The sequence below is a fragment of the Clostridium cibarium genome (assembly GCF_014836335.1).
In the GTDB taxonomy this organism is placed as follows: domain Bacteria; phylum Bacillota; class Clostridia; order Clostridiales; family Clostridiaceae; genus Clostridium; species Clostridium cibarium.
Genome location: NZ_JACSRA010000012.1, coordinates 1 through 15,391 on the forward strand (window position 1 = coordinate 1; position 15,391 = coordinate 15,391).

Genomic DNA, 15,391 nt, shown 5'->3' on the forward strand with positions numbered 1-15,391 from the left:
ACCGCCGTATACCGAACGGTACGTACGGTGGTGTGAGAGGTCGGTAGATAAAATAATTATCTACCTCCTACTCGATTCCTACTAGGTGTATTGATTTAACTTAAATTGCCTTTGAATTTTTCAATATTTATAGGTGAGAAACCAATTACGTCAGAACAATGAATTGTTATTTCTTCAATGTCTACTTTCAAATTATTTCCATAGATTATAGTAGCATCTTCAATAACTATTAAGCTACCATCACCTATTATTTCAATATCCTCTTTATATTCTTCTTGAAAAGACTTAACATATTCTTCTTTATAATCATATACCAATTCAGCTGCATGAGGAATATCTGTTCCAGAATAAACAGGAGCAAGTTTTCCAATTACCATACCAAAACTAGTCATAATTAAAGCACCATTAAATTCAGAGGTTTTTTTTGAGGATTCTATTAATGTTGATAAACCTTCTAAATTTAAGTATTTTGATGAAATTTTTGACATATAAACACCTCCTTACTGAATATAGTAACATAATACTTTAAATAAATCTCTATAAGGAATGAAATATATTATATAGAAAAAGAAGGAAAAAGAGTATTTTTGTAGAAGATTAATAGTGAGGTGAGATTTATGCATGAAAAATCAATTAAATTAAGATTTATTGGAGATTCAAAGGAGGTAACATTTGGTGTTGAAGATTCAGCTACCTTCAAAGTTGATGTTTTTCAGATGAATAACTTGAAATATTGGCTTCAAGACCAAGGAAGTTCCATAGTTGTAACTTGCAAAGATGGTTCCGAGATAGCTTTAAATAAATATACAATTCAATATGCTAATATTCAAAAATAAAGTTTATCCTCTCAGTAAAGGTTTTCTGATAAGGAATGAAAGTTCTATGTTGATGAATATATAAGATACCATAAGGATTTTGTGGTATCTTATATATTTGGATATAGATTTAGAAATATTCTGAAGAATATATATTCTTATATGGTAATATTCTTCAGAATATGCTGGTAAAATGCGGTTTAGATGAAGTTTATATTAAATTTATAAAATTTTTCCTTAATCTTAGTTCATACTATGAAAGATTATCATCTTCTTTGATTTCCTCTTTATTTTAATTTGTTCCTTATGATATAATACTAAATGAACTTTTAAAACAGGAGGATAGTTATGACAGATAATATTAAATTAAAATATTTCATTGAGACATGGGGATGTCAGATGAATGAAGAGGATTCTGAAAAGCTTTCAGGTATGCTTAAAAATATTGGATATACAAGAACTGATGATATAAATGAAGCAAGCATTATTTTATTTAATACATGTTGTGTAAGAGAAAATGCTGAAAATAAGGTTTATGGAAATTTAGGAATGCTAAAAAAGGTAAAGGAAAAAAATCCGGATCTTATTATAGGGATATGTGGATGTATGATGCAACAAAAAGGAATGGCAGACAATATATTAAAACGTTTCCCATATGTTGACATAATATTTGGAACTCATAATTCATATAAGTTCCCTGAATACCTTAATAGAGTTAAAACAGAAGGTGTTCAAGTTAAAGAAATATTTGATAAGGAAACTCAAATTGTTGAAGGTATTCCTGTAGATAGAGAAAGCTCTGTAAAAGGTTTTGTTACTATAATGTATGGATGTAACAATTTTTGTACATATTGTGTAGTACCTTATGTAAGAGGTAGGGAAAGAAGCAGAAAACCAGAAGAAATAGAAAATGAAATTAAAGATTTAGTTTCTAAAGGATATAAAGAAGTTACTTTACTTGGTCAAAATGTTAATTCATATGGTAAGGGATTAGAAGAAGATATAAACTTTGCAGGTTTACTTAGAAGAATTAATAAAATTGAAGGTATAGAAAGAGTAAGATTCATGACTTCACATCCAAAGGATCTAACTGAAGAAGTAATTATGGCAGTTAAAGAGTGTGACAAGCTTTGTGAACAAATTCATTTACCAGTACAAAGTGGTTCTGATAGAGTATTAAAAGTGATGAATAGACATTATGATAGAGCAAGATACATGAGTCTAATCAATAAAATCAAAAAGGAAATTCCTGATTGCACTATTACAACAGATATAATAGTTGGATTCCCTGGGGAAACAGATGAAGACTTTGAAGATACTTTAAGCTTAGTAAAAGAAGTTGGATATGATTCTGCATTTACATTTATTTATTCAAGAAGAAATAATACTCCAGCTGATGAGATGGAAGATCAAGTGGCAGATGATGTTAAACATGAAAGATTTAACAGGCTTGTAGCAGCTGTTAATGATAGTGTTATACGTGGCAATAAGGTATATGAAGGAAAGACAGTTGAAGTACTTGTTGAAGGACCTAGTAAAAATGATGAAACCAAACTTATGGGAAGAACAAGAAACGGAAAACTTGTAAATTTCCAAGGAGATATAAGCTTAGTTGGAAAGCTTGTAAATGTAAAGATAAACAGAGCACAACCTTTCTCATTAATTGGGGAAGTAATTTAACAAAAAAACAGCCTTTTAGGCTGTTTTTTTTGCTATTTAATAAATATTTTGAATTTTCTTTTGTTTTCTCAATTACATTTTAGAAATCTCTTGATTATAAACTTTGACTTTCTTTGACCTTGGAATTATAATATAAATGTAATAAAAAATAAATTTAAATTTTAAGGAGGTTTTTTAATATGTTTGGATTAGTACCTTTTAGAAGTAACGGAGTTAAATCAACTGGAAATTCGTTTGATGATTTCTTTTCAAGCTTTTTTAATGATGATTTCTTCTCTCCAGTAAACATGGGGGGAAATTTCAAAGCAGATATTAAAGAAACAGCAAATGAATATATTATGGAGGCTGAACTTCCTGGAGTAAAAAAAGAGGACATTAACCTTGAATACAAAGATAACAATTTAGTTGTATCTGGTAAGCGGGATGAGATCCTTGAAGAAAGTAAAGATAACTATATTAGAAAAGAAAGACATTATGGTCAATTTGTTAGAAGCTTTTACATTAATAATGTTGATAAAGATAATATATCAGCTACTTTTGAGAATGGTGTATTACATGTAAATATGCCTAAAGTAGAAAATGTTATAAACAATTCAAACAGAATAGAAATTAAATAGCTATAATTTAATATATGCTAATTTCTATCTATGCAGATGTGCTTATGTTTCTTAATAGAAAACATAAGCACATCTGTTTTTTTTGTATGTATAATTTTTCCAATTTGTTGTATAATAATAGATATGTAAGGAATGAAAATTAATTTTAATATACTTGAAGTGAGGAAATTAAAGTGATTTATAGTGTAATTAACATGGATATAGTTGGATCTAGAAAAATCAAAGAACGTAAGCTTTTACAGGATAAGTTGAAGGAGTATTTTGATTGTTTAAGTAAGGAATATATTGAAATATTAGCTTCGGACATCTCTTTTACTTTAGGTGATGAGTGGCAGATTGTTTTAAAAAGGCCAGAGGAAAGCTATAATATTATAAGTAAAATAAAGACTTTTCTCCTTGAACTTAATATTAGTGTTTACTCTGGTATAGGAATTGGATGTATAAGCACGGATGTATATAAAAACAGTTCATTAATGGATGGAGAAGCTTTTATTTTTGCAAGAGAAGCCATTAATGCTGTTAAGAGCCGAGATCATGCAATTAAGTCTAAGTTAAATAAAGTTTACTTTAAGGGGAAGCCTTTTTATTTATACAATGAATTTGACAATTTTGATGAAGTAGCGCTTACTAGCTTAGATGATAATATATTAAATATAAAAACATTAAATGAGGTAATTAATGTTCTTATAGAAAATACAGAAATTTTGTTTAGTAAAATAACAACAAAGCAACTTAAAGTAGCAACTATGTATGAAAAGTTCGGATCATATAACAAGATGCTAGAAAATAATGTTGCTAAATCCAAGGCTGATATATCTCAAAAGCTTAATTCTGCTGAATACTTTACTTTAAAGAACAATAAGGAACTTATTAAGGAATTATTAAAACAATATATTATAAGTAACTAATAAGGAGTATTTAATATGATTACTGCTCTTTTAATAACCTTAATTTCACATCTTATAGGGGATTTTGTACTTCAAACAGATACTATGGCAAAGGGAAGAGATTCATGTAATTACGTTGGAATCACTAGAATAAAGAGATCTATTTTCTATAACTTGATCCACGGGATAATTCATGGTCTCATACTTTTAATATTAATTGTTTTTGTTAGCTATTTTACAGAAACTTATTTCTATTTTCCTATAAGTTTAATAGCTCTTATTACATTTATACATGTAATGATAGATTTATTAAAACCAATTATAAGAGGTTTCCCCTTAAAGATTTCATCACTAGCTAATCTGGTATTTAAAGATTTGAAACTTGGTTCTTGTAACTTTAATATTAGTAAAAATAAAATAAATTTTATTATATTTTTAACTGATCAACTTTTACATCTTATTGCTATTTTTATTATTTTTAAACTAACTTTAGGTATTGCACCAGATTCATTGTACGATTTTATTGTGTCCTTGCCTTCAACTACTAATATTCACGATAAAATATTAGTAATAGTGCTGATTTTATTTTTTTCAACCTTTGGAGCAGCGTATTTTTCTAAATCATTATTAGATAGTATAAAAAGTGATTCTGATAATATAAAAAATGATATGCTTCTCATTCTATCAAGTAAAAAATTGTGCAGCGAGGAAGCTAAAAAAGGTGGATTTTTAATAGGCATATTAGAAAGACTTTTCATTATTTTAGGTATAGTAATGTCTCACCCAAGTGTCATTGCTATTGTGCTTACAGTTAAATCTATAGCTAGATATAAGAAATTCGATAATGATAGTTTTGTTGAATATTACATTATTGGAACCTTTTTTAGTTTTGTTATTGCTATTTTAGGTGGTGTAGTTATAGCTAAAATCCTTTGAGTCAATGGTTATATTATTATCTTTAGCATATATCAATGACTTACGAGCTTGTATAAAAACTTCTCCATCAAGGTGATTTACAGGTAAGTTTAGATTTTTTATAGACAAATTACCTTTACCAATACCAACATAAAAAGTAATATTTTTAGGTAAATTATCTTTAAAACAATATAAAATTTTATATATTGGAGCATCTATAGATACTAAACCTTCCCATTCATCTCCAGCTGTGATTGTAAAGGGGCATATGATGTATAACTTGAAATCCTTATTACATTTTCTTATGGCTTTTATTAAGGAAATTTGAACTTCCTCTCTATTTTTTATGGTTCTTGAAGATTTTATATCACAAATTATAGCTTTATACATCTCTGTTCACCTCGTAGTTAAGATTATAACCTTAACTGTTAAAGAGTTAAGGTTATAATCTTAACTTATTTATGGTTAAGGCCAAATCCTTAACCTTTCTTAAATTTATAATTAATATATGAAATTTAGCATATTTTGTCCCTATTCTAATAACATATTGAAAAATTGATTTTTCATAAAATGATAAAATTTAATTTTGATGATATAATATATATAACTTTTATAGAGCAGGTGAAGAATTAATGATAAAGCAAGCCTTAATTGAAGGTTTTAAAAAAAGTACATATGGAAAAAATGAAAAAGATGGCGAAAGAGTATTTAAAAATGATTTGATATCAGAGATTAATTTAGGTGGAGATAGTGATTCTTTAGATATTGAAGCTTCAGTTATATCTGAAGACCTTTTTAGTGAATACTTATGTAAATTAAATATAGATAAAAAGAATAAGGAAGTTGCATATACTAATTGTACTTGTAGTGCATTTGAAAAAAACGGATATAAAAAGAATAATTATGTATGTAAGCACTTAGTGGCAACCTTTTATAAGTTATTACGTAATTTAGATGAGGACCCTGAACTTAAGGAAAGGTTGGGTCTTTATTATAACAAAGAAGAAGAGATAGTAAAGGCCACTGAAAGTTCTATACTTGACTTTTTACTTGGGGAAAATAAAAGAAGGCAAGAATTGAAATTTGAAGTTATTATAAATAAAATATCTTGGACGGGAAAGATAGCAGCTGAATTTAAAATTGGATTACAAGGAATGAAGTCCAATAAACTCTATTCACTAAAAGATATAGATGGTTTTTTAGTTGCACTATATAATAGAATACAAATAAATTATGGTAAGGAATTTGTTTTTGACATAAATAAACAAAAGTTAAGTATTAAAGATAAGAAACTTATAAAATTTATAGAACTCCTTAAAGATATTGATTTATCAGGAACTTCTTTCAAAAAGGTAGAGCAGAAGCTAGTGGTAGGTAAGCAAATTACTATACCTAAGGCTTTAGTTAAGCAATTTATGAGTATAATTAAAAATCATAGAGTTTATTTGGGATCTGGCTTTTATTCAAGACAACTTGAAACAGAAATTATTGAAGACAATATTCCTGTGCCTTTAAACCTTAAGGAAATTGGAAATATGCTTAAATTAGAAGCTCCACGTGGTGTTCCTGAGCCATTGACTGATAGTGATGATGTATATTTATATGATGCAATAATATATATTCCTCCTGATGAGCAGGTAGAAAAATTAACACCTTATATAGAAGCATTTAATCATGGAAATGCTATTTTCTTTACAAAGGCTGAGGAAGATAGGGTTCTTAGAGAACTTATTCCTTCTATGCAAAAGGTCACAAAGGATATTGAACTTTCTAGTTCTATAAGCAATAAGGTGGTTATTGCTCCAGTAAGTTTTAAGTTTTATTTTGATAAAGATGATGAAATTTATTTAGATCTTAAGGTATCCTATAATGAATATGAATTTAATTATTTTGATACCTTTACTGAAAAAGTAATATATAGAGACAGTATTAAAGAAGGGAAAGTTATTGAAAAACTTAGAGAATTAGGTTTTGAAGAGGTTAATAATAGATTTGTTTTCTTTAAAGATGAAGAATATATATTTAATTTCTTTAAAGAAGATATACTTGAACTTCAGGATATAGGAGATGTATATTATTCAGATAGATTTACAGGAATAAAGTCTTTAAATCAAGGTAGTTTCAGTGGAGAAGTAAAAAAAGGTAAGTATGATTATTTTGAATTCAAATTTAAACTTTCTGATATTCCTCCTGAGGAAAGTGCACTTATTCTCAGAGCCTTTAGGGATAATAAAAAATATTATAGGTTAAAATCAGGTGAATTTTTAGATCTTGAAGAAATTGAAATGAAAAAGTTCCTACGACTTTTAGATTCTTTAGAGAATGAGTCAAATATAGATGATAATACTATTACCATTCATAAGAGTAAGGGAATGTACTTAGAAGATTATTTAGAAGAAGAGGATATAAAATATATTAAAGGTAGGAGAGGTCTAAAATCTTTAAAGAATTCTCTTAAAAACCTAAAGGCTAAAGATTTTCCTTTGCCAGATAATATTAAGGCAAATCTTAGGAATTACCAAAAGGATGGGTATACTTGGTTAAGAACTTTAGATTATCTTGGATTTGGAGGAATTTTAGGTGATGAAATGGGTCTTGGTAAAACACTACAGACTATAACATTTATATGCTCAAATCCAAATAGTAAGTCTTTAATAATTGCACCTACATCTCTAATTTATAACTGGTATAGTGAATTTAAAAAGTTTGCACCTCATATTAAGGTAGCTATACTTGGTGGTAGTAGAAGTGATAGAGAAGATTTAATTAATGATAGAAATAGATATGATGTATTAATTACAACTTATAATATAGTAAAAAGAGATTTAGATTTATATGAAGATATAGAATTTGATTATTGTATTTTGGATGAAGCACAAAATATAAAAAATTCTCATTCACAAGCAGCTAAGACATGTAAGGCTATAAAAGCTAAAACTAGATTTGCTCTTACGGGGACTCCTCTTGAAAATTCTCTTATGGAGCTTTGGTCTATTTTTGATTTTATTATGCCAGGATATCTGTATGATGAAAAGAAATTCACTACAAGATATCATAGAAGGCTTGAAGAGGATGAAGTTATAATAAAAGAGCTAACAAAATTAATTAATCCATTTATACTTAGAAGATATAAAAAGGATGTTATAAAGGAACTCCCTGATAAAATAGAAAAAAGGCTTATAGTTCCTATGGATGAAGAACAGAAAGTAGTATATGGAACTTTTTCAAAGTATGCTGAAGAGTTAATTGAGCAAAAGGTAAAGGATGATGAGTTTAAGAATAGTAAAATTGAAATTTTATCTTATATTACAAAGCTAAGGCAGATATGTTTAGACCCTTCTGTTGTTATGGATAATTATAAAGGGGGAAGTGGTAAGATAGATGCTCTATTAGAAACTGTATCTCAAAGCATAGGTGAAGGGCATAAAATACTTGTTTTTTCACAATTTACTTCAGTTTTAAAAAATATTGCAGCTTCATTTAAATTAAATAATATAAGTTTTAGTTATTTGGATGGTTCTACTCCTTCAAAGGTGAGAGGTAAACTAGTAGAAGATTTTAATAATGACAAAGATACTTCTGTATTTTTAATTTCTCTAAAAGCAGGAGGAACAGGGCTTAATTTAACAAGTGCAGATGTGGTAATTCATTTTGACCCTTGGTGGAATCCAGCGGTAGAAGATCAAGCTACTGATAGAGCTCATAGGATAGGGCAAAAAAAGATCGTGGAAGTTATTAAGATGATTTCTGAGGGGACAATAGAAGAAAAAATATTAGATTTACAAGAAGAAAAGAAAAAGTTAATCAATAAGGTAGTAGGAGAAGAGGTAGATTTAGGAGATAACTTTAATAGTTTGCAGGAAGAAGAAATTTTATCTTTATTTTCTAAAAATTATTAAAAAGCTATTTACAAATATAGATTTAAGTTATACAATAATATCAAACAAAGGAGTTTGGTAGTGAGAAGATCACTAGCCAAGCTCCTTTTTATTTTTATATATCTTAAATCTAGCTTGCTTCACTTTATAATAATGAAGTTGGAATAAATAATTGCATTTGTAAAAGGTATTAATCGTAAAGACATATTGCCCCCCCGGCTTTATGTCTTTTCCCCTTTCTACAAGTTACTTCCATTCCAACCCCAAGTATCTACCTCTTCAAACTTTACATAAATTGACCTAGGAGGGATATTAAGCTTATCATTATATAAATCACAAATTTCTTTTGTAACCCTTTTTAAAGAGTCTTCAGAAACTCTGCCAAAAAGTTTCACTTCTACGAAAGCTCCATAATCCATTTTTTGTCCCTTGAAATATAGAGAGTAATTATCTTGAAAACCAAGCATTAAAAATTTTTCTGATTTTCCTGGTATGTCGTTTACTATTTTCCCTAGTTCTTTTTTTAGATACTCTTTTTCATTTTCGGAAAGAGGTATCGTAACTTTTGAATCAATGTAAGGCATAAATATAGTCTCCTCTCATTTATATATTTTGCTTTTATTTACTATAATATTAGAAATAGTTAATTTTATTACAATTTGTGTTAAAAATGTTTTTCATTAAAGCTATAGAATTCTCCTTTCTTTGATATTAATTGAAGCTTATAGTATAATTTCAATGAAGATAGTTAAATTAACAAAGAGATTAGATAAATTAATATTTGAGGTGATTATACATGGCATTAACTCCCATGATGAGACAATATTTTGAGATAAAAAATAAATATGAAGATTGTATTTTATTTTATAGATTAGGGGACTTTTATGAGATGTTCTTCGATGATGCAAAAACTGCTTCAAGAGAATTAGAATTAGTTCTTACAGGAAGAGATTGTGGTCTTGAAGAAAGAGCCCCTATGTGTGGAATACCATACCATGCAGCTGCTACATATATATCTAGGCTTGTAGCTAAAGGGTATAAAATAGCAATAGCTGAGCAAGTAGAAGATCCAGCTTTAGCGAAAGGAATAGTTAAGAGAGATATAATAAAGGTAATTACACCTGGTACATATGTAGATAATAATGCAGCTTTAGAAAATTTAAATACTTATCTAGTAGCAATATATGAAGATGGTAATAAAATTGGAATAGCTTCTACTGATATAAGTACAGGTGAATTTAAAACTACATCCTTTACTAATTTGAAAAGTACATTATTAGATGAATTATCTAAAATTAGCCCTAAAGAAGTGCTTATGGCAGAAGGAACTTCTAAGGAATTAATTGATGAAATCCATGCATCAACTAATGCATTAATAACAGAAAAACCTTTTAATGAGTTTATAGTAAGTGATAAGGAATTAGCTAATCAATTTTCTGAAGTGGAAGTTGATGGTTTAGATGAAGCTTCTAAATTAGCTTGTAAGGTTTTATTAAAATACATATTTGAAACTCAAAAAATGAGTTTAACAAACATAAACTTTTTAGAGAAATATGAAATATTAAATTTTATGACCATAGATGGTAATTCTCGTAGGAATCTTGAACTTACTGAAAGTATCAGAGAAAAAGGTAAGAAGGGATCTCTTTTATGGGTAATGGATAAAACAGCCACTTCTATGGGGGGAAGAGCTCTAAGGAGATGGATAGATGAGCCTTTAATAATAAAGAAGGAAATAGAAAAAAGGCTTGGAGGCGTAGAGGAGCTATTTAATAATATATCCCTTAATGAAGATTTAAGAACAGCACTTAAGGAAATTTATGATATAGAGAGAATCGTAGGAAAAATATCAAGTGGAAATGTTAATGGTAAAGATATGGTGTCTTTAAAGTCATCTCTAGAAAAAATACCAAATCTAAAAAAATCATTAAGTAGTTCAGAATCTCCTATATTAAGAGAATATTTTAATGATTTAGACGAACTTACTGATATAAAAGATTTATTAAATAGAGGTATATTAAATGATCCATCTATTAACCTTAAAGAGGGAAATATAATAAATGATGGTTTTAATTCTGAGGTAGATGAACTTAGAAAGGCAAAGTTACACGGAAAAGAGTGGATAGCTTCTCTTGAAAACAGTGAGAGAGAATTTACTGGTATTAAGTCTTTAAAGGTTGGATACAATAAAGTATTTGGCTACTATATAGAAATATCTAGGGCAAATTATTCATCTATACCTGAAGGTAGATATATTAGAAAGCAAACTTTAGCTAATGCTGAAAGATATATAACTTCTGAACTTAAGGAAATGGAAGATAAAATCTTAGGAGCAGAAGAAAAGCTTGTTAATTTAGAATATGAGCTATTTATTTCTATAAGGAATACTGTGGAAAAGGAAATAGGACGTCTTAAGAAAAGTGCTAGAATTATTGGAAGCCTAGATTCTTTATCTACATTAGCTTTAATAGCTTTAGAGAATGATTATGTTAAACCATCTATTAATGAAGATGGAATTATAGAAATTATAGAAGGAAGACATCCTGTTGTAGAAAAGGTAATAGGAAGAGGAGAATTCGTTTCTAATAATTCTCTGTTAAATAATGAAGATAATGAACTATTATTAATTACAGGGCCTAATATGGCAGGTAAATCTACATATATGAGACAAGTTGCCTTAATCACTTTAATGGCACAAATGGGGTCTTTTGTACCAGCTAAGAAAGCTAATATTTCAGTTTGTGATAAGATATTTACAAGAATAGGTGCTTCTGATGATTTAGCTGGTGGTAAATCTACATTTATGGTTGAAATGTGGGAAGTATCTAATATATTAAAAAATGCTACTAGCAAAAGCTTAGTTTTATTAGATGAAGTAGGTCGTGGTACTTCTACTTACGATGGTCTTAGTATAGCTTGGGCTGTTATAGAGCATATAACAAAAATGAGTAATTTAAAATGTAAGACGTTATTTGCAACACATTATCATGAACTTACAAAACTTGAAGGTTCTTTACCAGGAGTTAAAAACTATTCTGTAGCTGTTAAGGAAATAGAGGATAATGTAATTTTCTTAAGAAAGATAGTAGAAGGGGGAGCTGACCAATCTTATGGTATAGAGGTTGCTAAGCTTGCAGGGCTTCCAGAAGAGGTAATTAATAGAGCTAAAGAGATACTAGAATCTCTAGAAGGTAAATCAAAGGTTAATATAGTGCCTAGTGAACCTATAGAAAAAGAAGTTTGTGTTACTAAAACAGAGAAACATGTAAAATCTGAAAAAAGCCAAGTTATGCAGATGGATTTTGAATCCTTAGAAAAGGAAGCACTAATTAAAGAACTTGCGCAGTGTGATGTTTTAAATATGACTCCTATGGATGCAATGAATACTTTATTTAAACTTATAGGAGAAGCTAAGAAATTACAATAAGGAGGTTTAAATCATGAAAAGAATTAATTTACTTGATGAAAATACCTCTAATAAGATTGCAGCTGGAGAAGTAGTTGAAAGGCCTTCTTCAGTTGTTAAGGAACTTATTGAGAATAGTATTGATGCAAGATCAAAAAATATAACTATAGAAATTGAAGATGGTGGAGCTGCTTTAATTAGGATAATAGATGATGGAGATGGAATTCATCCAGAGGATATAAAAAAGGCATTTTTACCTCATGCAACAAGTAAGATAAAAAAGTCAGAAGATATATATTCAATTAATACTTTAGGTTTTAGAGGAGAGGCCCTTCCATCTATAGCTGCTGTTGGTAAGGTTAATATAAAGTCTAGAATAGAAGATGAAGACTTTGGCCGTGAGCTTGTTATAGAAGGTGGAGAAATTCAAGTGTTTCAGGAATGCGGTATTAACAAAGGAACTACTTTAGAAGTTAGGGATTTATTTTATAATGTGCCAGCTAGAAAGAAATTTTTAAAAAGCTCTTCAAGAGAAGGAGCATTAATAACTGATATAGTAAATAGAACTTCCTTAGCTAATCCTTCTATAAGTTTTAAACTTTATAATAACAGTAAAAAAGTACTTCATACATATGGAAGTGGAAATTTAAAAGATGTTATAAGAACTGTATACGGAAAGTCTATAACTGATAATCTTTTATATTTTGAAAGTAGTGATGATACTATAACTATATATGGATATATAGGTAAAGAAGAAATAGCAAGAGGATCAAGAAATAATCAAAGTATTTTTGTTAATGGAAGATATATAAAACATAAAACTATAGTAGCTGCTGTGGAAAATGCTTTTAAATCTTTTAGTACAGTAAACAAGTTCCCTTTTTTTACTTTATTTATAGAAGTGTATCCTGAGTTTGTAGATGTAAATATACATCCTACAAAGGCAGAAATAAAATTTACTGATGATAGAGTGATATTTAAAAAGGTATTTGATACAGTACATGAAACTTTAAAGAAGGATGTATTTGATACTTTTAAGATGCCTGAAGAAGAGGAAAAAGATAGGATTTCCTATACTCCACAATTTGAAGAGATTAAATTAGATATTAAGCCTAATCATGAAGAGAAGGTATCTTTTAATTCTTTTGAAACTCGCGAGAAAATACATTTAGAAGTTCCAATTGATCTTAAGCCAATAACTATAGTAGAAGAAGAAAATAATATGGTTAAAGAGAATACTTTACCTATAATAAATGAGAAAATATCAGATGAAAAAATAGGAATTGAGAAGGAAGTAAATAATATAATTATTAAGGAAGGTAATGTAACTGTTAATGAGGTTCAAGCAAAGTTTCCTCCATTAAAAATAATTGGACAGTTTAATAAAACTTATATTTTAGCTGAATATGAAGAAATACTTTATATGATAGATCAACATGCTGCTCACGAAAAAATCCTATTTGAAAAGTATTTGAAGAATATAGAGAGTGGATCTTTAGTGGTTCAACCTTTACTTATACCAGCTATAATAGACCTAACTATAGATGATTATGCTAATTATGAAGAAAATGCAGAAGTATTTAAAAATGCTGGTTTTACCCTAGAGGAATTTGGAGGAAATTCTATAACGCTAAAGGAAGTACCTTATTTCTTAGGTAAACTTGATCCTAAATCTTTATTCTTAAGTATATTAGATAATATTAAGTCATTAGGATCTGGAAAGACTACAGAAGTTAAATATAATAAAATAGCAACAATGGCATGTAAGGCAGCTGTTAAAGGAAATGATACATTATCAGATATAGAAATGATAAAACTAGTTGAAGAACTTAGATATATAGATGATCCTTTCCACTGTCCTCATGGAAGACCAACCATAATTAAGTTTAGTAATTATGATTTAGAAAAGAAATTTAGAAGAATAGTATAGAGAATGGTGATTAGATGAAAAAGAAACTTTTAATTTTGGCAGGTCCAACAGGGGTTGGAAAAACTGAACTTTCTATTGAATTAGCTAAAAGGCTAAATGGAGAAATAATTTCAGCAGATTCTATGCAAATATATAAATATATGGACATAGGTTCGGCTAAAATAACAAGAGAAGAGATGGATGGAGTACCTCATCATATGATAGATATCGTAGATCCTTCAGAAAGTTTTTCGGTGTCTGAATACAAGGATAGGGGAAGTGATGCTTTAGAAGAAATAATAGCTAATAATAAGCTTCCTATGATAGTTGGGGGCACGGGGTTATATATAAACTCCTTAACTTGTAATATGAACTTTTCTGAAACGGATAAAGATGAAGATTATAGGAAGTATTTAGAAGATTTAGCTAATGAAAAAGGCAATGAGTTTGTACATGAAAAGCTTAAAGATATTGACCCAATAAGTTATAAAGAAATTCACTACAATAACTTAAAAAGGGTTATTAGAGCATTAGAGGTATATAAACTTACTGGTAAGCCTTTTAGTTCTTATAATTCAGGTGAAGAATTCTATAAATCACCGTATGATATACATTTCTTTGTTTTAACTATGAATAGAGATACATTATATGAAAGAATTAATAAAAGGGTAGACATTATGATAGATAAAGGTCTACTTGATGAATGTATAAGTCTTAAGGAAAGAGGGTATACTTCATCTATGCAATCAATGCAGGGAATTGGCTATAAAGAGATGCTTTATCACTTGGAAGGCAAGATATCCTTTGAAGAGGCAGTTGATATGGTTAAACAAGGCTCTAGAAATTATGCTAAAAGGCAATTAACTTGGTTTAGAAGGGATCCGAGGGCAATTTTCTTAGATAAGGATGTTTTAAGTGATAGTGAGATTGTAGCTGAAATTTTAGATGACATAAATTCTAAATAACTGTATAATTATTTTAAAAGAAAACGGGAGGTGCCTTAATGACTAAACAACAAAATAATTTGCAAGATATATTTTTAAACAGTGCTAGAAAAAATAAAAATCAAGTAGTTATCTATTTAACTAATGGTTTTCAACTTAAGGGCTTTGTAACTGGATTTGATGCATTTACAGTTGTGTTAGATCAGGATGGTAAGCAAGTTCTTATATATAAACATGCAATAACCACAGTAACTCCATCAAAACCAATATTATTTACTGAAACAAATACTGATAATAATATATAATAAAAGATGAAAGCTTGGCTTTCATCTTTTTTATT

General features: G+C 28.5%; 13 protein-coding genes. 10 read left to right on the forward strand and 3 right to left on the reverse strand.

Translation table 11 applies throughout. The annotated features are described in order from the left end of the window. Nucleotides 1-95: 95 nt before the first annotated feature. Nucleotides 96-488, reverse strand: a complete 393-nt coding sequence (locus H9661_RS09170; protein ID WP_191768411.1) for a hypothetical protein — start codon at nucleotides 486-488, stop codon at nucleotides 96-98. Nucleotides 489-617: 129 nt separating this feature from the next. Between H9661_RS09170 and H9661_RS09175 the strand changes: the two genes are divergently transcribed. The 5 genes from H9661_RS09175 (at nucleotide 618) to H9661_RS09195 (ending at nucleotide 4,935) form a co-directional block, all read left to right on the forward strand. Beyond that, entirely contained in the window at nucleotides 618-836 is a 219-nt protein-coding gene (locus H9661_RS09175) for a hypothetical protein (protein WP_143315205.1), read from the forward strand. Between the two features lie 327 nt (nucleotides 837-1,163). Beyond that, nucleotides 1,164-2,495 (forward strand): tRNA (N6-isopentenyl adenosine(37)-C2)-methylthiotransferase MiaB, encoded by a 1,332-nt coding sequence (gene miaB / locus H9661_RS09180; protein ID WP_207729663.1) that lies wholly within the window; start codon nucleotides 1,164-1,166, stop codon nucleotides 2,493-2,495. Between the two features lie 179 nt (nucleotides 2,496-2,674). Then, nucleotides 2,675-3,112, forward strand: coding sequence for an Hsp20/alpha crystallin family protein (locus tag H9661_RS09185; RefSeq protein WP_143315203.1), 438 nt, complete (start codon nucleotides 2,675-2,677; stop codon nucleotides 3,110-3,112). A 173-nt stretch (nucleotides 3,113-3,285) separates the two neighbouring features. Beyond that, nucleotides 3,286-4,020, forward strand: a complete 735-nt coding sequence (locus tag H9661_RS09190; protein ID WP_143315202.1) for a SatD family protein — start codon at nucleotides 3,286-3,288, stop codon at nucleotides 4,018-4,020. A 15-nt stretch (nucleotides 4,021-4,035) separates the two neighbouring features. After that, the gene (locus H9661_RS09195) at nucleotides 4,036-4,935 is read left to right on the forward strand and encodes a DUF3307 domain-containing protein (protein WP_191768413.1); all 900 of its coding nucleotides are present in this window, start codon (nucleotides 4,036-4,038) and stop codon (nucleotides 4,933-4,935) included. Here H9661_RS09195 and H9661_RS09200 read toward each other — a convergent pair. Then, complete coding sequence (locus H9661_RS09200) at nucleotides 4,903-5,304, reverse strand: SatD family protein (protein ID WP_143315200.1); 402 nt, start codon at nucleotides 5,302-5,304, stop codon at nucleotides 4,903-4,905. The two genes, H9661_RS09195 and H9661_RS09200, sit on opposite strands and share 33 nt — an antisense overlap. A gap of 242 nt (nucleotides 5,305-5,546) precedes the next feature. Between H9661_RS09200 and H9661_RS09205 the strand changes: the two genes are divergently transcribed. Next, nucleotides 5,547-8,813, forward strand: coding sequence for a DEAD/DEAH box helicase (locus H9661_RS09205; protein ID WP_191768415.1), 3,267 nt, complete (start codon nucleotides 5,547-5,549; stop codon nucleotides 8,811-8,813). A gap of 218 nt (nucleotides 8,814-9,031) precedes the next feature. Here the strand turns inward: H9661_RS09205 and H9661_RS09210 are convergent, their stop codons facing one another. Then, nucleotides 9,032-9,376, reverse strand: a complete 345-nt coding sequence (locus H9661_RS09210; RefSeq protein ID WP_143315198.1) for a phenylpyruvate tautomerase MIF-related protein — start codon at nucleotides 9,374-9,376, stop codon at nucleotides 9,032-9,034. A gap of 212 nt (nucleotides 9,377-9,588) precedes the next feature. Between H9661_RS09210 and mutS the strand changes: the two genes are divergently transcribed. The 4 genes from mutS to hfq are packed head-to-tail and all read left to right on the forward strand — an operon-like array spanning nucleotide 9,589 to nucleotide 15,356. Next, nucleotides 9,589-12,219, forward strand: coding sequence for a DNA mismatch repair protein MutS (mutS, locus tag H9661_RS09215; RefSeq protein WP_143315197.1), 2,631 nt, complete (start codon nucleotides 9,589-9,591; stop codon nucleotides 12,217-12,219). A gap of 13 nt (nucleotides 12,220-12,232) precedes the next feature. Beyond that, nucleotides 12,233-14,128, forward strand: coding sequence for a DNA mismatch repair endonuclease MutL (gene mutL / locus H9661_RS09220; protein WP_143315196.1), 1,896 nt, complete (start codon nucleotides 12,233-12,235; stop codon nucleotides 14,126-14,128). Between the two features lie 14 nt (nucleotides 14,129-14,142). Beyond that, nucleotides 14,143-15,072, forward strand: coding sequence for a tRNA (adenosine(37)-N6)-dimethylallyltransferase MiaA (gene miaA / locus H9661_RS09225; RefSeq protein ID WP_143315195.1), 930 nt, complete (start codon nucleotides 14,143-14,145; stop codon nucleotides 15,070-15,072). A gap of 38 nt (nucleotides 15,073-15,110) precedes the next feature. After that, on the forward strand, nucleotides 15,111-15,356 hold the full coding sequence (gene hfq, locus H9661_RS09230) for an RNA chaperone Hfq (protein ID WP_143315194.1): 246 nt from the start codon (nucleotides 15,111-15,113) through the stop codon (nucleotides 15,354-15,356). Nucleotides 15,357-15,391: the final 35 nt, after the last annotated feature.